The sequence below is a fragment of the Paenibacillus sp. FSL K6-2524 genome (genome assembly GCF_038005525.1).
Classification (GTDB): Bacteria; Bacillota; Bacilli; order Paenibacillales; family Paenibacillaceae; genus Fontibacillus; species Fontibacillus anaericanus.
In genome coordinates, this window is record NZ_JBBOSP010000001.1 from 4221731 (window position 1) to 4239448 (window position 17718).

A 17718-nucleotide genomic window follows, 5' to 3' on the forward strand; every position below is an offset into this window, starting at 1 on the left:
TTTCAAATTTTCATTTTTCTGTTATAAGTGAGGGGAACAAGTAACGGAGGTGGCAACATGGAACACCGTAAAACCTACATTCGCCATACCCTACCCTATCAGAACAAAGAGATTGTCATCGAAGGACCTATAACATCCACTGGACTATTAGATTTGCAAATGCATCCGGATCTAGATGCTTTTCGAAGGCCTCGTGAACAACACGAAGCTTTAGTAGAAATTGCTGGACTTCCAGAGGGCCGAATCATTCTAGCCCGAGTCGAGAACATCATTATAGGTTACGTCACCTTCCACTATCCTGATGAAATGGAGCGATGGTCGCAAGCCCACATGCCCGATCTAATTGAACTAGGAGCCATAGAGGTATCGAATGAATATCGTTCTTTAGGCTTAGGCTCCCGCATGATTCAGACGGCTTTTGAAGACAATCAGATGGAACATTATATTGTATTTACAACAGAATATTACTGGCATTGGGATTTGAAAAGCAGCGGACTTAGTGTGTGGGATTACCGTAAAATGATGGAGCGACTGATGCAGACAGTCGACATGTTCTGGTATGCTACCGACGACCCCGAGATCTGCTCTCATCCGGCTAATTGCCTGATGGTCCGAATCGGTAAGAACGTTCCCCTGGAGTCTGAAGAACAGTTTGACCGTTTGCGTTTCCAACAACGATTCATGTATTAATAGTGTCCTTCGGCAGCATATCCAAGAGAAAGGGAGTGTGAGATTATGGATGAAAACGCTTTATTTATCCATCATGATAAGGTTATGAACTATCATTTTCACGACAATCACCCTTTCCATCCCATTCGGTTGCAATTAACTTTAGATCTTCTAACCGAGATTGGTGCATTAGATGACAAACAGAAACTTCAAATCATCCCAGCAACACAAGAGGATCTACTTCGGATTCATCAACCAGCATATATCGATGCAGTCAAAGGACTCAGTCAAACGCCACCCTCCCCGCTCTGGTTAAGCCGTGCAGAACAGTATGGGCTGATGGATGAGGATACCCCATTCTTCCCAGGCATGCATGAGGCGACCTCCTATGTGGCTGGTGGGACTATAACCGCCATAGAGGCGGTCTTGTCAGGCAAATGCAATCACGCCCTACACTTAGGAGGAGGACTCCATCATGCGCTCTCAGCTAAGGCTGCAGGGTTCTGTGTGTATAACGATGTTTCCGTAGCCATCGCTTACGCAAGACATCACTATGGTGCCAGGGTGCTATATGTGGACACTGATGTTCATCACGGAGACGGTGTGCAATGGAGCTTCTATTCCGACCCTGATGTGTGTACATACTCGATTCACGAGACGGGTAAGTATTTATTTCCTGGTACCGGATTTCTGCAAGAGAGAGGCGAACATCAAGGTTACGGAGCGTGTATGAATATTCCGCTGCAACCCTATACCGAAGATGAATCCTGGATGGAGTGTTTCGAACAATCCATAAGTCGACTGGCCATGCATTTCAAACCAGACCTTATTATTAGCCAACATGGTTGTGATGCCCATGCCCTAGATCCTATGTCCCATATGCAATGTAGCATGGCAATTTACAATGATATGCCTAGCATCCTGCATCAATTGGCTCATACCTATTGTGGTGGACGTTGGGTAGCTGTTGGCGGAGGTGGATATGACCTATGGCGTGTCGTCCCTCGGGCCTGGAGCCTTCTTTGGCTTGAAATGAGTGGGCATCCCCTGAAGGCTAGCTTAACCCAGAGTAACCATTCTAGGCTCCCTGAAGCATGGATCACGAAGTGGCAAAGCCAGACGTCAGTAGAACTTCCTTCTGAATGGCTCGATGATCTTTCCTTATGGGATGGCATACCGAGAAGGAACGAGATCACAACAAAAAACCGCGAGAATCTCGCGGTCGCACTGCAGGACTATCCTTAATTCAGGATGGTATCTAGTTTTGAAACCATTTCATTAACTATTTCATACGAGCGTGTAGCAGCTTCTACTGTAAATTCAGCATAATTTATCTCAGCAGTACCATCAGCTTTATCCGACATGGAACGAATAACGAGATAAGGAGTTCCATTCATATGGCATACTTGAGCCACTGCAGAACCTTCCATCTCTACACATGCACCATCCATCGTTTCATGTAGCATCCGAACGAAATTATAATCTGAAATAAACTGATCACCTGATAGTACTCTACCCACTATAAATTTTCGATCCCTGCACAATTCACTGCAGATCTCTTCTGCCAATCGCAACAATCTAGGATCTGCTGGGAAATCAGATATATCCTGATAAGGAATATCTCCACGTTTATAACCAAGTGGTGTCACATCCATGTCATGCTGCTGGCAGGACGAAGAGATGACGATATCTCCAATATTCAGCGAAGGGTTGACTGCACCAGCCACTCCTGTAAACAAAATGATATCCACTCCGAAGCGGTGAATTAATATTTGCGTAGTCACTGCAGCATTCACTTTACCAACGCCTGATTTACAAACGACAACTTCTTTACCATGGAATATTCCTGTTACGAATGAGATACCCGCATGGACTACGCTTTGCTGCCGTTCTAATCCTTGTAGTAATAAAACAATTTCTTCATCCATGGCTCCCATAAGCCCAATAGTTCTAGTCATAATACCTCCATTATTAGATGAATATAATCTACACGATCTTCTAAAGATCGCCATCTAATGGCCATAAACCCCAAAAAAAGCTCCTAAGCAGGAGCTTTTTCACGTTATAACCCTTTTTCATATCATTGTTCTCTGTTTATCTGTTTATCTATCTATATCTCTATATCGTGTGAATCAGCTTACACATGACTTACTGACAACCTTAAAATTGTCTCGTGAGGTAGAATCACTCGTGGATTCTCGACAGGTTCCTTCTTCATCAGTTTCGTTAACAAACGCATTGCAACAGCCCCGAGGTCATACATCGGTTGTGCCACAGTAGTTAATTGTGGACGCACCATAGATGCCATACGAATATTGTCAACACTGATAATAGAGAAATCGTCAGGTACTTTCAACCCTTCATCTTGGATACTGTGAATCGCACCAATCGCCATTTCGTCTGTAGCTGCGAATATCGCAGATGGCCGCTTCTTCAATCCCAAGAAATATTTCATTGCCTCAACGCCTGACTCGTAACGATAATTTCCGATACGAACCAAATCTTCTTTGTACTCAATTCCTGCTGTTTCCAGTGCACGTTTGTAACCTTGGAAACGAGCATAACCATTTGCAGGATCCTGCAACGTTCCACTAATCATAGCTACATCACGGTGTCCGTGACGGATCAATGTGCTTACAGCATCAAATGCTGCAGACTCATGATCGATATCCACGGAAGGAATGACACCTTGCTCATCACTTGTAGCACATAACACGATCGGTACCGAAGACGACTGGAATGCTTGTATATGTTCCTCCGTCACAGCACCACCCATGAATAAAAGCCCGTCCACTTGTTTCTCGAGCAGTGTGTTAATTACACGAATTTCCTTTTCTTTCTTCTTATCCGCATTACATAAGATAATATTATAGTGATACATATTCGCTATATCTTCGATGCCCCGAGCAATTTCTGCAAAAATCGAATTCGAAATATCAGGAATAACCACACCAACTGTGGTCGTCTTCTTGCTGGCAAGACCTCTTGCCACCGCATTTGGACGATATCCCAATTGTTCAATTGCTTCGTAAACTTTCTTCCGGGTCTGCGGTTTCACATTAGGGTTGTTATTTACTACCCGAGAAACCGTGGCCATCGAGACGCCTGCTTCACGTGCCACATCGTATATGGTAACCGTCACATTCTTCTCTCCATTGCCAATAGATTTTTATCATTTTACATTTAGATCCCATTAAATTTATGATACGACAAAATATTACTTTGCGCAATGATAACGCTTCACATTAGTTTAGAATTCCTCTCAATGCCTCACTAGTAATTGCAGAATGAGAAGTATTCCATTGTGATTGTCCGTCCTTAACCAGTATAACCTGCGGAGATGCATGCTTTACATTCAATCGCTCAGCTGCCTCGTTAGACACATTTCTATCTTCAACCACGTAAATAAGCCCGTATGTAACCTCTTCATTAGGATTATCATTTAAGTAAGCCTCAACTTCCCGATAAGCCCCTGAACTAATCGGACAACGGGTGCTATGTTTAAATAACAGTAAAGGCTTTTGCCTAGAATTATCCAAAAGACTGTGAAGTTCCTCTATGGAAGTTATTCTTGTCAATGTGAACATGATATATCCAACTCCTTTCACATAAGAGTCTACACAACTTATCTTCTACTATCTTATCAAAAAGGTAAATAAAAAAACAACTTAAACCGTCGAATTAGTAAGTAAATCGTTGATTTTCTTCTGAAAACTGACGATCTTTAACAATATTAGACATTTGAGCAAGACGATTTGAAATATCACCCATCCAACCTGAATCGTTCATCGCTTTAGCACAACCATACAAATCAAGCAGTAAATTAATACGCTCCCCCGACTTCCGTTCCAAAAGCGCTTCAAATGGCAGCGATTCGCTTTGTTCCCATGTTCGGTAAATATCGAAAATTAAATGAGCTAATTCATTCACTTCCGTAAAAATAATTCGGCCATTTTTTCCTTGTTGCTTCAAAGAGGACAGTAACGCTTTTAGGTCTGCTTTGATCGCTGGAAAGACTTCATGATAACAATCCAATTCACATTCGTAAATAGGTACTCGATCAATCTCTAGAACCCCTTCAAAAATGACTAACCGAAAACTTAGGTTCATCATTCCTCCACAATGGCATTGCTTATACAAAGTATCACCTCATCTTAATCCTTATCATTATAGATCACATTCGATGAATGTTAGATGTATTCGACCCACCCTTAGTGAACTCCTTCCAGTTACTCAAAAACGCTAGAGATTCCAATGAAAGGAAGGTAAGGGATCGAGTCCATAGGTATGAAAATTATCATCAATTTGATACAATTAAAGTATCGAAAGTGTTATTCGTCAAGAGCAGTCCAAGACAGGGGGAAACGATTTTGAGACTTACTGGTAAAAAGGTCATTGCATTGGTTGATGATGAGTTCGAGGATTTAGAGCTGTGGTATCCGATTTATCGCGTTCGCGAAGAGGGTGCTGAGGTTCATCTAGTAGGTCTTACGAAAGGCAAAAAATACATTGGAAAATATGGCGTCCCTGCAGAGGCAGAGTTCACTTTTGAGGAAATTGATACCAGTGAATATGACGGTATTCTTGTCCCAGGCGGTTGGGCTCCAGACAAGCTTCGTCGGTATGATAAAGTGCTACAATTCGTCAGAGATATGCATGAGGCTAAGAAACCGATCGGCCAGATTTGTCATGCCGGCTGGGTTCTGATTTCAGCTGGGATTCTTAAAGGAGTAACGGTAACATCGACGCCAGGAATCCGCGATGATATGACCAATGCCGGGGCAATTTGGAAAGACGAACCCGTTGTAGTGGACGGACACATTATTTCCGCCCGTCGTCCGCCAGATCTGCCTCCTTATGGCAAAGCTTTCGTAGATGCGCTTATAGCAGCCTCTAAATAGAATCGCTTTTATGGTTTGAAACCAAAACAAACGCCAGGGAGCTTTGCTTCCTGGCGTTGTTCTATATCAGGCTAATCTATCCGAGCTATAGTTGCCGCTTTCGGTAAATATAGCCAATTCAGATTCAATCTCCGCACTTGTGGAGAGACAATAACAACGAGCTCCGATTTCTTGACTTTCCTTAGCCGTTGTATTCAAGATCCGGTGTTTCACCCGCAGTAATGATTGTGGAGACATACTGAGATCTACCACCCCTAAATAGTTCCAAATAGGAATAGCTTTCTCATCTCCAGCCATCTCTCCACATACGCTAACCGGTATCCCCGCCTCCTTGGCAGCCAGCACTGTTTGCCGTAGTGCCCGTAGCACTGCTGGATGATAAGGATTATACATATGGGCTATCTTCTCGTTCATCCGGTCTACGGCCAGTACATATTGAACAAGATCATTCGTACCGATACTGAAAAAATCGGCTTCAGCGGCAAGTAAATCCGCTATGGCAGCTGCTGCAGGAACCTCGATCATGATTCCAACCTGAATATCGCTGTCATAAGCAATTCCTCGTTCATGTAACCCTCGTTTTGCTTCTTCGAGTAACTGATTCGCCTCACGCACTTCCTCTACTGAGGAAATCATCGGGTACATGATCTTAACCTTCCCATGTGCGCTTGCTCGTAGAATAGCCGTTAGTTGAGTAATAAACATTTCTTTACGATCCAGACTTATCCGAATAGCCCGATAACCCAGAAATGGATTATCTTCCTCTGGTAAAGAGAAGTACTCTAACTGCTTATCCCCACCAATATCGAGTGTACGAATGACAACGGGATGGGCTCCGGCTGTCTCTGCAACCTGCCTATATACTTTATATTGTTCCTCTTCCTCGGGGAAAGTTGAGCGGTCCATATACAAAAATTCAGTTCGGAACAAACCAACACCTTCGGCTCCGTGCTTAAGGGCTAGTTTCAAATCTTTAACCGAACTAATATTGCCCGCTAATCGAAGATGTACTCCGTCCTTCGTGACTGCTTCAACCGAAGCTAGCAGTTGGAGCTGCTCCTTCCTCCGCGAAAGTTTCACAGCCATTTCGGTGTAAGATTCAATAATATCGGGACTCGGGTCTAAATATAGCTTACCCTCATCTCCATCAATAACGAGCATATCCCCTGTTTGAAGGGGCTCAGCCAGCTTATTCTCTAACCCAGATACCAATGGAATCCCCAGCGCTCGTGCCATAATTGCAGAGTGAGAAGTTTTCCCTCCTGCTAATGTGACAATACCAAGCACATTGTTGGGATTTAGATGAACAAGTTGAGAAGGAGAAAGCTCCTTTGCGACCAAGATATAGGGCTGAGTATCCGCCGGCAATGTAATATCCGGAGTACCAAGCAAGTGCTTAAGAAGTCGATTGCCAACATCCTTGATATCGAGCGCTCGCTCTTTCATATATTCATCATCAAGTAGATCAAACATAGTAACGAAATGATCAATGGCCTCTTTCACAGCTACTTCCGCTGCTTTGTATTGCCGCTCAATAATACCCTGGATCTCACTCATAAATACAGGATCCTCCAAAATAGCGATGTGAGCGTCAAAGATACTCGATTCAGCTACTCCTACTGTTTCTTTGATCTCGTTCTTCATCACTTCAATTTCAGTTTTGGATGTTCGAATTCCTTCATACAACCGCTCGAATTCCAATGCCAGATCTACCTTTTCCATTCTTCGATCTGGTACATCCCAATCCCATGAGGGCAGCACAAAAGCCTTGCCGATAGCTACGCCTGCGGCTGCACCAATACCTTGTATCATTTATTGACCCCCTACATCTCACTCTGTTATAGGTTATCTTCTCTATATTTCATTATGGTAAGCCTAGCCTTATAATTTTGTCAAAGGGAAATACCTAGAATGACATATACACGGATGAAAAAAAAACATAAGAAGGGACCCTTTCAACAATATAAAGGGTCCCTCCAAGAGTGTTAGTTTAGCTGCGCTTACCGATTAAGATACTATCCTCTACTTTGATACAACGGTCCATAATTACGGTTAGTCCGGCCTTTGAGGCGATGTCATTCGCTTCATCGCTAGTAATACCTTGCTGTAACCATAACACATTCGCACCGATCTCCACAGCAGCTTTGGCCACCTCGGGTGTTTGTTCACTTCGACGAAACACGTTCACAATATCGACAGGTTCAGGAATGTCCTGAAGAGATGAATATACTTTTTCACCCAGAATTTCGCCTTTAACAGTAGGGTTGACCGGAATAATACGGTAACCATTATTTTGAAGTGCCTGCGCAACCATGTAAGAGGTACGATCCGTTTTGTCTGATAAGCCCACAACGGCGATATTACCGGCATTTTCTAACAATTGTTTGACTTCTTCCCTGTTTGGGTTCTGAAATGTCACATTCATTCCTCCTCTCTATTCTATTGTTATACCCATTCTACGGCTGCACCAAGCGCAGAAATGTGATCAAAAAATTGCGGATATGATTTAGCAACATGGTGTGCATCTTTAATTACCAATGGCTTCTTACAACGTAATCCAACTACAGTAAGTGCCATAATTACACGATGGTCATAATGTGCGTTAATTTCCACACCGCCCTCTAGTCCAGAGGGACGTCCATGTACAATAATTTCTGCCTGTCGTTCCTCCACATTTGCTCCAGCTTTTCGGAGCTCGTTCAAATAATCGGTGATGCGATCGCACTCTTTGTAACGCAAGTTTTCTACATTATAGAACCGTGAGGTTCCGTCCGCAAATACGGCCGCCGCCACCATCGCAAGCACCGCATCAGTTGCTGCATCCCCATCGAATTCTACAGGCCGCAAACGACCATTGCCTTGCACATGTACTGTTCCATCAGTATGCGTTAGCGGCACATCCATCATTTGGAGAACATCAACTACTGCTCGCTCACCTTGCTTACTCTTCTCTGCCAGCCGGAAGATTTTCACGTCCGATTTCGTAACTGCTGCGGCCGCTAGAATAGCCGCCGATCCAGGGTAATCACCCTGAACTGTGTATGTCTTCGCTTGATATGTCTGACCACCAGGAATGCGGAAATTCATGTAGTCATCACTTGCGTGAATAATGATACCCGCCTGCTCAAGCACCTCAAGTGTCTGGCCAACAACTACCTTGGATTTCAGATCTCCTAACACTTCTATTTCGCTATCTTCAACAAGAAGCGGCGTCAAGAAGAGCAAAGCACTCAGATACTGAGAACTAACAGCACCCGATACCTTTATCTTACCACCCTTAGGATTACCACCTCGGATCGTAATCGGCAATTTACCATCTCGATGCTCTATCTCTACTCCCATCCCTCCAAGCGCCTCAATTAAATCATCATGTGGACGCTTACCAAGCGAATCAGGATATGAGTTAACAAATGTCACTTCAGGACACAATGCTGTCACGGCCATAAGAAAACGTAATACTGCACCCGCGTTTCCTACATTCAATTCCTTCACATCTTTAGGATTTCGACCAAAACCAGTAATAACTATCTTCTCGTCATCCTCTTCAAGCACAGCACCAAGATCTTGGATACAACGGCGCATGGCATCGCTATCTTCACTATGTGCGGGATAATGCACCGTGCTCGTCCCCTCTGCCAGAGCTGCGACAAGCAAATAACGGGTCGTGTAATTTTTCGATGAGAGGGCGCCAATCTCACCCTTAAGCTCTGACGTAGGTCTAACGATAACATCCATATACAAATCCCCTTTGTACATTATTATTTGTTTTATTGTTGGTTAACCGCGGTAATGCGTTAAATTATTTAATTAGTTCATATCATAACACAGGCTGATCCTATGCGAGACATAAAAGTACATAAATACATTCTTATATTTCAAAAAAAGATGCCGGAGTGAGCGGTAGTATACGCCCCCTCCGACATCTCTTTAAGATATTACGGAATTATCTTAGAACCATTGGTGATGGAATACGCCTTCTTTATCCACACGTTTGAATGTATGGGCACCGAAGTAATCGCGCTGCGCTTGCAGCAAATTCGCTGGAAGACGCTCAGTACGATAGCTATCGTAGTAGGAAATAGCACTTGAGAAGCCAGGAACCGGAATTCCATTCTCAACCGCAACCGCAACGACTTTACGCCATGAGTCCTGATAGTTCTCAACAATGTTCTTAAAGTACGGATCAAGCAAGAGATTCTTAAGTTCAGCATCACGATCATATGCTTCTTTTATGTTATGCAGGAACTGCGAACGGATAATGCAACCACCGCGGAATATCATCGAAATCTTACCGTAGTTGAGATCCCAACCATACTCGTCAGAAGCCGCGCGCATTTGTGCGAAACCTTGAGCATAAGAAACGATCTTACTTGCAAATAGCGCTTTGCGCACATTCTCGATAAATTCAGCTTTATCGCCGGTAAATGCTGTTTTCGCAGGACCGCTAAGGATTTTACTAGCAGCAATACGTTCTTCTTTCATTGCGGAAAGGAAACGAGAGAATACTGATTCTGTGATCATGGACAATGGAACACCTAGATCAAGTGCACTTTGGCTTGTCCACTTACCAGTACCTTTCTGTCCTGCAGCGTCAAGAATAACGTCAACCATCGGTTTGCCAGTCTCTTGATCATATTGGGAGAAAATATCCGCTGTGATCTCGATCAAGTAGCTGTCCAGTTCACCCTTATTCCACTCCGAGAAAATTTCATGTAGCTCTTTAGCATCCAAGCCAAGAACATCTTTAAGTAAATGGTAAGCCTCACCGATCAATTGCATATCTCCATATTCAATACCGTTGTGAACCATTTTCACGTAATGGCCAGCTCCGTCAGGTCCGATATATGTACAACATGGGTCCCCGTTTACTTTCGCAGAAATTGCCGTAAGAATTGGTTCTACCAATTGATAAGCACTTTCTTGGCCACCTGGCATGATCGCAGGACCATTAAGTGCGCCTTCTTCTCCGCCCGATACGCCTGTTCCGATGAAACGGAATCCTTTGGCTTCAAGTTCTTTACTACGGCGTTGCGTATCTGGGAAGTACGCGTTACCTCCATCAATAATAATGTCGCCTTGATCCAAATACGGAAGCAATTGCTCAATCGTACCGTCTGTTGCGGCACCAGCTTGTACCATGATCAAAATTTTGCGAGGTATTTCCAAGGAGTTTACAAACTCTTCGATTGTGAATGTACCTACAAGATTCTTGCCTTTAGCTTCATTTTCTAACAGGTCATGAGTTTTTTGCGGTGAGCGGTTGAAAACCGACACTGTGAAGCCCTTGCTTTCGATATTTAGGGCCAAATTTTTGCCCATAACGGCAAGGCCGATAACGCCAATTTGTTGTTTAGACATGGTCTCCATCCTTTGCACACTTTTTATTTTCAATAATATCATTTTAACTCTTTTGAGTACAGAAGTGAACCCCCATACCCCCTCATTCGCAAAACAACCCCCCAAAATAGTGGGGGTTGCAATGATTTTTGATACACACCCTACTTCCCATTTACAATTTGCCCTTTACCATTCAAGTCGAATCAACTCAATACGCAAATTTCGTAATTTCTCTTTACAAGCTTCCACTGCTTCTTCATCCCCGCATTGCAGTGCAACTGACAGCTTCGCAAGTTCATCATCTAGCTCTTGCTCTAGGCTCTTAAGCTGGCATTCAGCCGCCTCGGAAGCAAATATTTCAGCCAACTTTCGGCGGTCTACCATGGGTCCTTTTTGAAAGATCACGCGATGTTCTACTCCAATGATTTCCACAAGCCGAATAACTTCACCGAACAAAATACTCTCAATTAATACCTGACGATCTTTAAAACGCTTGACCACAGCATGGCCACGCAAATCACCGATCTGCTTCTCTAACCAATCCGCCAGTTTGGCATCCTTTATTACGTAATCACCCACAAGCTTGTATCCTTTAGCGAGCCGTTGAAAGCGCAACTTCGTCAGTTTACGTCCAGTTCGGACGGAAATGATGAAGATATTCTCATTCTCACTCCAATATAAAGAATACCCGTCTTGGATCAAATCGCGGATTAGTTGTTGAATGTGCCGGCGGTCGAATCTGAGCTCCAGGTTGCAATATTCCACCTCGTAACTTTTATTCACGGCACTCCCTCCCCAAATTTTGGTGAACCAAAATCCCGATTATGACTTGCCTTATCTTAATACTCTATCTTATGTAGTGGAACTTGGTTTATTGATTATTTTTACCCGCATCAGACAGGTTCTGACGCAAAAGGGGCACATTTTTGTTCCCATTAATGCTCTTGCATGCTGCTGGCTTAGACAAGCCTTGAATCGAACTATGTTATACTGATAAAATTATATGAACAATATTATCTTTTGGAGGTAACAAGAAATGTCATTTTCCGGTTTTTCCGAACAAGATTTCGATTGTATGACCGTTCCGGGTCTTGAACCTCGGATGGAAGCGATTATAGATCAGGTACGCCCTAAACTAACATCACTAGGAAATATGGTGTCGCCCTACTTGTCAGCACTTTGTGGAGAAGAAATGTACCCTCATGTAGCTAAACATGCTCGGCGCAAGGTGAATCCTCCGAATGACACGTGGATCGCTTGGGCAAGCAATAAACGTGGATACAAAGCATTACCTCACTTTCAAGTGGGTATGTTCTCTACACATCTATTCATCATATTTGCTGTTATTTATGAGAGCCCAAATAAAGTGGTGTTTGCCGATTATTTAGAGAAGCATACTGCCAAAGTAAAGAAGCTAGTCCCTGATGGCTTTTATTGGTCCACAGATCATATGGATCCTAGCGGAACGCTTCACAAAGACTGTGATAACGAATCGTTGAAGACATTAGCAGATAGACTCAAGACGGTGAAGAAATCAGAGATTATGTGTGGACTTCGTCTTGAGCGAGATAACGCTATTCTCCGTGACGGTGATCAACTTCTAACTACTATTGAAGAGACTTTCACTACCCTACTGCCGTTATATAAAGGCTCTTTCTAAAAGAATTCGACTATTTATGCCTGGCTGTGCTGTTGTCTTCGCGAAAGCGCGATATGAATAAAAAACAGCACAGCCATCACAATAGCGCTCCCCAGAAAAGGTGCCGGCGGCCCTAACATATCCCACAGTTTACCCGAGACAATCGGACCGATTACCATCCCAGACCCCTGTATAGTCAGAAACAACCCCCATACGGTACCTTTCTCACCATCTGGAAGCATATGAGCAATCATCGTATCCCAAGTAGGAAGAATACACGCATAACTAAGCCCAATTAACATAACTAGTAGCCAGATTACCGGAACCGATCGTGAAACCGCAAATAATCCTATCGCTACTGAACTGAGCAAAAAGCCTGTATGCAGAAACCACTTCGTCCCAAAACGGTCTGCCAGTTTACCAACAGGAATAAGACCCAGCACTGTAACTCCACCTCCTGCCACAAGTAAAAAGCTGAAAGTCTGAGGTGACATGCCAAGCTCAGTACGAACGAAGAGTGTTATGACAGGCGTTAACAGCCCAATTGCAAAGGACTGCAGGAATAATGCCGGGTATAACCATGGGCTAACATCCAGGTTCTCTCTGATATTGGACCATGTTTGACGTAAGTTATTCCAACTAGCCCGCAACCCCTTCTTCTTAATTAATGGTGCAACTGCTGGATCTATTGTGACCACTTTTGCCTTTCTACCAGGAAGAAACAGTGCCACAATGATAACGAGTGCTAAACAACTAAGTAAAATCCAGAAGACCGACTTATACGAATCATTAACAAAAAAATTTATAATGACAGGGCCCGCTCCAGTTCCACCTAAACAGGAGATTTGGATAACTCCCATCGCTGTCGCAAAATTTTTACTCTCTTTCGTCACGGAGGAGATCCCCATCATGACACAAGGCCACAGCGGTGCCGTTCCTATTCCGAGTAATGCACAACCTAGAACGATAAATCCCATCGTCTGCGTTAATGCAATGATACTCACAGCTCCAAAAGCAATGATCAGACCCAGCATCATCGTGATTCGAAAACCAATCCGCTCAATAAGCCAACCCGCCGGACTACGAAATACATTGTCCCCTATGTACTGAAGTGAAAAGGATAGTCCTATCGCAAACGCACTTAATTTCAAAACTCCTCCCATATAAACTGGTAGAATGGCAACGATTAATGCTCCCTTTACAAACTCCACCAAAAACATGATGATCCATATACAGATGAAGGTCGGAGTTAACAGTTTTTTATTTACAAGCGGGGCAGTCAGTTCCATGAAAGTATCCTCTCCTTCTTTTTTAGATATCAGACTTCTATTAGTCTGTCCCTTTTTACCGGTCAACTTACACAGCTATTTCGTTATTTCTCATTGCACTCTATATTCTTTTCTTGCATTCCAGTCTCTTTTTGCTATACTCAACCTTGTTTGTAAATTTAACGTAGAAAGGCAGGGGACGGTCACTATGGACCATCAACGCACGCCGCTATTTACCGCCCTTAAGCAGCACGCAGCCAGTAATCCCGTTCAATTTCACATTCCCGGGCATAAAAGGGGAGTCGGCGCCGATAAGGAGTTTCAAGAATTTCTGGGTGACAACGCTCTATCTATCGATCTAATCAACATCGCTCCTTTGGATGACCTCCATCAGCCTTCTGGAGTAATTGAAGAGGCCCAAAAACTTGCAGCAGATGCATTTGGCGCTGACTACACTTACTTCTCGGTTCAAGGCACAAGCGGTGCCATCATGACCATGATACTATCCATTTGTTCTCCCGGTGATAAAATTATTATCCCGAGAAATATTCATAAATCAATTATGTCCGCAATTATCTTCGCCGGTGCTAAGCCAGTGTTCGTCTCTCCAACTCAAGATGTGAACCTCGGCATTGATCACGGTATCACAACTTCCTCCGTAAGGCGGGCACTGCAACGTCATCCTGATGCTAAGGCTGTTCTGGTCATAAACCCGACTTATTTCGGTATATGCGCCAACCTGAAAGAAATCGTCGATCTAGCACATAGCTTCCATGTTCCCGTCCTCGTAGACGAAGCCCATGGGGTGCATATCCATTTTCATGAGGATTTACCTATGTCTGCTATGGAAGCTGGCGCCGATATGGCAGCCACCAGTGTACACAAGCTAGGTGGATCTATGACTCAAAGCTCAGTACTAAACCTTAATATTAAGAACGGGTTCGTTAACCCACAACGGGTACAGACTATTATTAGTATGCTGACAACCACGTCTACTTCTTATTTATTGCTAGCTTCACTTGATACTGCACGGAGAAATCTCGCTCTGCATGGCCGAGAACTCGCAGAACAATCCATCGAGCTCGCAAATTATGCACGTCGTGAGATCAACGGAATTGAAGGCTTGGAATGCTTCGGGAGTGAGATTCTGGGTGGAGAAGCTACCTACGCTTTTGATCCCACGAAAGTAACAGTACACGTCCGGCATTTAGCAATTACCGGGTACGAAGTGGAGAATTGGCTCAGAGATCACTACAATATCGAAGTAGAACTTAGTGATATGTACAATATACTCTGTTTAATTACCCCAGGTGATTCCAAAGAAACGGTGGATGTACTTCTTACGGCTCTACGCGAATTATCAACAATCTACTATAAGGAAAATAACGCTAACGAACTCATTGTAAAAGTTCCGGAAATTCCACAACTGTCACTTATTCCACGTGATGCCTTTTATGCAGACACTGAAGTGATTCCATTTAAGCAATCCGCAGGTCGAATTATTGCCGAATTTATTTATGTATACCCACCCGGCATTCCGATTCTACTGCCCGGAGAAGTTATTTCCCAAGATAATATCGATTACATCATAGACCATGTTGAAGTTGGTCTGCCTGTTAAAGGACCAGAGGATCGCTATATTAAGCAGGTTAAGGTAATTGTCGAGACCAATCCGATTTTCTAATTCGACTATCAAGTTAAATAGTGAAACTTCACCAAGGGGCTGTCTTAAAAGTAGATTTTTCTACGAATGAGACAGCTCTTCTTTATTCTAATGAAAAAGCGATAGCGCTCGTTTGGTCTCAGACTGCTAAGCAGTTAAATCGAGAAATTTGGAGACCACAGCGATTGTAGGAACGGTCCGTTCGCGGAGCGTCCACTCAAAAACACCTACCTTACTCCCACATAAAAAGAGAGCATCCCTGGCCATTTTTATGGCTTTTGGGACACCCTCTTCCGAGTTATTCTATTATACTTCGTCTTGCTGGGAGACTAGCTCGTTATAAGCTGCCTCAACTAGACGCCACTCTTCTTCATCTTCGATGTTGTAAAGCATCATTTCTTCGTTCTCTTCTTCCATACGAAGAATAATACCATCTGCATCCGTGTTATTCCGCTCAAGCAGAAGCGCATATACTTTGTCAGCTACGTCAAACGTTTCGACAAGAACCATTTCTACGTCTTTGCCATTCTCGTCTGTTAGCGTTAATACAAATTCTTCATGCTCATGGTCATGTCCACAGCCGCAATCTTCGCCGTGTTCGTGATTGTGATCGCTCATTGAAATACCTCGCTTTGAATTGATTTGTTAAACCTGTCGGTTTACCTCGTATCGTAACACTTTTGCATAGTACAGGTCAATTTGAGAATGCACATAGAATTATTTAAGTACGTTAATACCTTTTTCAGAGACTAGCACGTAATCCCCGCCAGATGAGGCTTTCATATAAAACCCAATCGTGTATTTACCCGCAGTCTTGAAGTCATAGGAATAATCTTCGGTCCGAAACCAAAAGTTATCCCGTTGTTCCTTGATCTCCTCTGTTTGAATAACCTCAGGGATACCATTAGGTGGTGTAATCGTTACACGTACCGAGGAAATATCCGTCTTAAGGTTATCAATTTGTGAGAACACATTAAATGTTAATTTTCCCGTTTTCTTTATATCTCCAAATACCTTTTCATCCGAACTTGTGAACAAAAACATATGGACATTCGGTTTATAGTAACTCACTTTTTTGGATGATTCGTTATATTCGACAAAACCCTGAAGTTCCCGCAAAGCAACATAGGTTTTACCATCGACCATGTACCCGCCGTCCTCTATCTCACTCCCGTTCAGCAGAAACTTGACCTTCTGGGATGCTGAATCAGCGAACAATAACGAACCACCCATCAATGAGAATGCAAATACAAGCAGCCCTACTCTTCTCCATTTCATAATAATAACCCTCCATATATATCATGTTGATGTAAATTTATACTCCGGAAGGTTGTTCAAGTTGCGGTCTCACCTGCCAAAATGCTTTATTTTTTTGCTAATTTATAGAAAACTCTACGGAAAGTCGATCCCGTGATCCTTATTTACTTTTGTTATATAGGGAATTAGTGTACATTATGCTTAGAAAAAGAGGAGGGAACTTATGTCACTTCAACTTCAAATGCTCGGTACTGGCGGTGCATTTGCCAAAAAATACTACAACAATAATGGGCTACTCTACTGTGGTAACTTCACTCTGCTGATCGACTGTGGGATAACAGCCCCCTTATCACTTCATCAACTTGGCAAATCACTTGATGAAATTGATGCTATTCTTATTACACATATTCACGGAGATCATGTTGGCGGGCTAGAAGAACTCGCTTTTCGCATGAAATACGTTGTCGGACGTAAGCCTGTTCTCTATATAGCTGACAAGCTGGTAAGTCCACTCTGGGACAACACACTAAGGGGTGGAATGGAGCAGGATGAGTCCACTTCATTAGAAGATTTCTTCGAAGTTAGATTGTTGACGGAGGGTCAATCTACCCCATTGTGCAATGACCTCACCGTAGAACTAATTCAAACTCCTCACATTCCGGGAAAAGCTAGCTACTCACTATATATTAACGACGAAGTGTTCTACAGTGCGGATATGATATTCCAACCTGACTTGTTGAAACATCTGGTCTATGAACGAGGTTGCCGCAAAATAGCTCATGAAGTGCAACTTACCGGAAAAGGTGAGGTACATACAACGCTTCAAGAGCTACTCTCCTTGCCAACCGAAATCCAAGAGAAGATTTCCCTCATGCATTACGGTGATGAAATGGAAATGTACGCTCGGGAAATTGGGGAAATGAATTTTCTGCAACAACATAAAATTTATACCCTATAGGTAGATTATGTCCTTGCTCTAACGCA

General features: G+C 43.3%; 18 protein-coding genes. 6 read left to right on the forward strand and 12 right to left on the reverse strand.

Annotation, left to right across the window (positions count from 1 at the left end; all coding sequences use genetic code 11):
• Positions 1-57 precede the first annotated feature (57 nt).
• A complete protein-coding gene (locus NST85_RS19440) occupies positions 58-690 on the forward strand; it encodes a GNAT family N-acetyltransferase (RefSeq protein ID WP_127191063.1) in 633 nt (210 codons plus the stop codon).
• 45 nt (positions 691-735) lie between these two features.
• The gene (locus NST85_RS19445; protein ID WP_341190138.1) at positions 736-1914 is read left to right on the forward strand and encodes an acetoin utilization protein AcuC; all 1179 of its coding nucleotides are present in this window, start codon (positions 736-738) and stop codon (positions 1912-1914) included.
• Here the strand turns inward: NST85_RS19445 and NST85_RS19450 are convergent.
• The 4 genes from NST85_RS19450 to NST85_RS19465 all read right to left on the reverse strand — a co-directional run bounded on the left by NST85_RS19450 (position 1911) and on the right by NST85_RS19465 (position 4782).
• Positions 1911-2627 carry a 5'-methylthioadenosine/adenosylhomocysteine nucleosidase gene (locus NST85_RS19450; RefSeq protein WP_127191065.1) on the reverse strand — a complete coding sequence of 239 codons (717 nt, stop codon included), beginning with the start codon at positions 2625-2627 and terminating at the stop codon, positions 1911-1913. The two genes, NST85_RS19445 and NST85_RS19450, sit on opposite strands and share 4 nt — an antisense overlap.
• A 179-nt stretch (positions 2628-2806) precedes the next feature.
• Entirely contained in the window at positions 2807-3811 is a 1005-nt protein-coding gene (gene ccpA / locus NST85_RS19455; protein ID WP_127191066.1) for a catabolite control protein A, read from the reverse strand.
• A gap of 103 nt (positions 3812-3914) precedes the next feature.
• A complete protein-coding gene (ytxJ, locus tag NST85_RS19460) occupies positions 3915-4256 on the reverse strand; it encodes a bacillithiol system redox-active protein YtxJ (protein WP_127191067.1) in 342 nt (113 codons plus the stop codon).
• Positions 4257-4350: 94 nt separating this feature from the next.
• Positions 4351-4782 (reverse strand): hypothetical protein, encoded by a 432-nt coding sequence (locus tag NST85_RS19465; protein WP_341190139.1) that lies wholly within the window; start codon positions 4780-4782, stop codon positions 4351-4353.
• Positions 4783-5036: 254 nt separating this feature from the next.
• On the opposite strand from NST85_RS19465, the gene NST85_RS19470 reads away from it, so the two are divergent.
• On the forward strand, positions 5037-5570 hold the full coding sequence (locus tag NST85_RS19470; RefSeq protein WP_127191178.1) for a type 1 glutamine amidotransferase domain-containing protein: 534 nt from the start codon (positions 5037-5039) through the stop codon (positions 5568-5570).
• Between the two features lie 66 nt (positions 5571-5636).
• On the opposite strand, the gene ptsP is transcribed toward NST85_RS19470, so the two are convergent.
• The 5 genes from ptsP to NST85_RS19495 form a co-directional block, all read right to left on the reverse strand.
• The gene (gene ptsP, locus NST85_RS19475; protein WP_341190140.1) at positions 5637-7382 is read right to left on the reverse strand and encodes a phosphoenolpyruvate--protein phosphotransferase; all 1746 of its coding nucleotides are present in this window, start codon (positions 7380-7382) and stop codon (positions 5637-5639) included.
• A 178-nt stretch (positions 7383-7560) separates the two neighbouring features.
• Entirely contained in the window at positions 7561-7989 is a 429-nt protein-coding gene (locus tag NST85_RS19480; RefSeq protein ID WP_127191070.1) for a CoA-binding protein, read from the reverse strand.
• A gap of 26 nt (positions 7990-8015) precedes the next feature.
• Positions 8016-9305, reverse strand: coding sequence for a 3-phosphoshikimate 1-carboxyvinyltransferase (gene aroA / locus NST85_RS19485; RefSeq protein ID WP_341190141.1), 1290 nt, complete (start codon positions 9303-9305; stop codon positions 8016-8018).
• Between the two features lie 213 nt (positions 9306-9518).
• A complete protein-coding gene (gndA, locus tag NST85_RS19490; protein WP_127191072.1) occupies positions 9519-10928 on the reverse strand; it encodes an NADP-dependent phosphogluconate dehydrogenase in 1410 nt (469 codons plus the stop codon).
• Between the two features lie 165 nt (positions 10929-11093).
• On the reverse strand, positions 11094-11690 hold the full coding sequence (locus NST85_RS19495) for a hypothetical protein (protein WP_341190142.1): 597 nt from the start codon (positions 11688-11690) through the stop codon (positions 11094-11096).
• A 253-nt stretch (positions 11691-11943) separates the two neighbouring features.
• On the opposite strand from NST85_RS19495, the gene NST85_RS19500 reads away from it, so the two are divergent.
• Positions 11944-12567 (forward strand): YktB family protein, encoded by a 624-nt coding sequence (locus tag NST85_RS19500; RefSeq protein WP_127191074.1) that lies wholly within the window; start codon positions 11944-11946, stop codon positions 12565-12567.
• Between the two features lie 14 nt (positions 12568-12581).
• Here the strand turns inward: NST85_RS19500 and NST85_RS19505 are convergent, their stop codons facing one another.
• Positions 12582-13835 (reverse strand): MFS transporter, encoded by a 1254-nt coding sequence (locus NST85_RS19505; protein WP_341190143.1) that lies wholly within the window; start codon positions 13833-13835, stop codon positions 12582-12584.
• A 187-nt stretch (positions 13836-14022) separates the two neighbouring features.
• On the opposite strand from NST85_RS19505, the gene NST85_RS19510 reads away from it, so the two are divergent.
• A complete protein-coding gene (locus NST85_RS19510) occupies positions 14023-15498 on the forward strand; it encodes an aminotransferase class I/II-fold pyridoxal phosphate-dependent enzyme (RefSeq protein WP_127191076.1) in 1476 nt (491 codons plus the stop codon).
• A gap of 285 nt (positions 15499-15783) precedes the next feature.
• On the opposite strand, the gene NST85_RS19515 is transcribed toward NST85_RS19510, so the two are convergent.
• Both NST85_RS19515 and NST85_RS19520 read right to left on the reverse strand, forming a co-directional pair.
• A complete protein-coding gene (locus NST85_RS19515) occupies positions 15784-16095 on the reverse strand; it encodes a DUF1292 domain-containing protein (RefSeq protein WP_127191077.1) in 312 nt (103 codons plus the stop codon).
• 99 nt (positions 16096-16194) lie between these two features.
• Positions 16195-16755, reverse strand: coding sequence for a copper amine oxidase (locus tag NST85_RS19520; protein ID WP_127191078.1), 561 nt, complete (start codon positions 16753-16755; stop codon positions 16195-16197).
• 202 nt (positions 16756-16957) lie between these two features.
• Here NST85_RS19520 and NST85_RS19525 point away from each other — a divergent pair, with 202 nt between their 5' ends.
• On the forward strand, positions 16958-17692 hold the full coding sequence (locus NST85_RS19525) for an MBL fold metallo-hydrolase (RefSeq protein WP_341190144.1): 735 nt from the start codon (positions 16958-16960) through the stop codon (positions 17690-17692).
• Positions 17693-17718 lie beyond the last annotated feature (26 nt).

What these genes read in the sequence shown, in the direction of transcription:
- NST85_RS19510 (WP_127191076.1), top strand. Translation starts at nt 14,023, where the DNA reads ATGGACCATCAACGCACGCCGCTATTTACCGCCCTTAAGCAGCACGCA.
- NST85_RS19520 (WP_127191078.1), bottom strand. Translation starts at nt 16,755, where the DNA reads ATGAAATGGAGAAGAGTAGGGCTGCTTGTATTTGCATTCTCATTGATG.
- NST85_RS19440 (WP_127191063.1), top strand. Translation starts at nt 58, where the DNA reads ATGGAACACCGTAAAACCTACATTCGCCATACCCTACCCTATCAGAAC.
- NST85_RS19445 (WP_341190138.1), top strand. Translation starts at nt 736, where the DNA reads ATGGATGAAAACGCTTTATTTATCCATCATGATAAGGTTATGAACTAT.
- NST85_RS19465 (WP_341190139.1), bottom strand. Translation starts at nt 4,782, where the DNA reads ATGATGAACCTAAGTTTTCGGTTAGTCATTTTTGAAGGGGTTCTAGAG.
- aroA (WP_341190141.1), bottom strand. Translation starts at nt 9,305, where the DNA reads ATGGATGTTATCGTTAGACCTACGTCAGAGCTTAAGGGTGAGATTGGC.
- gndA (WP_127191072.1), bottom strand. Translation starts at nt 10,928, where the DNA reads ATGTCTAAACAACAAATTGGCGTTATCGGCCTTGCCGTTATGGGCAAA.
- ytxJ (WP_127191067.1), bottom strand. Translation starts at nt 4,256, where the DNA reads ATGTTCACATTGACAAGAATAACTTCCATAGAGGAACTTCACAGTCTT.
- NST85_RS19515 (WP_127191077.1), bottom strand. Translation starts at nt 16,095, where the DNA reads ATGAGCGATCACAATCACGAACACGGCGAAGATTGCGGCTGTGGACAT.
- NST85_RS19505 (WP_341190143.1), bottom strand. Translation starts at nt 13,835, where the DNA reads ATGGAACTGACTGCCCCGCTTGTAAATAAAAAACTGTTAACTCCGACC.
- NST85_RS19500 (WP_127191074.1), top strand. Translation starts at nt 11,944, where the DNA reads ATGTCATTTTCCGGTTTTTCCGAACAAGATTTCGATTGTATGACCGTT.
- NST85_RS19525 (WP_341190144.1), top strand. Translation starts at nt 16,958, where the DNA reads ATGTCACTTCAACTTCAAATGCTCGGTACTGGCGGTGCATTTGCCAAA.
- ptsP (WP_341190140.1), bottom strand. Translation starts at nt 7,382, where the DNA reads ATGATACAAGGTATTGGTGCAGCCGCAGGCGTAGCTATCGGCAAGGCT.
- NST85_RS19450 (WP_127191065.1), bottom strand. Translation starts at nt 2,627, where the DNA reads ATGACTAGAACTATTGGGCTTATGGGAGCCATGGATGAAGAAATTGTT.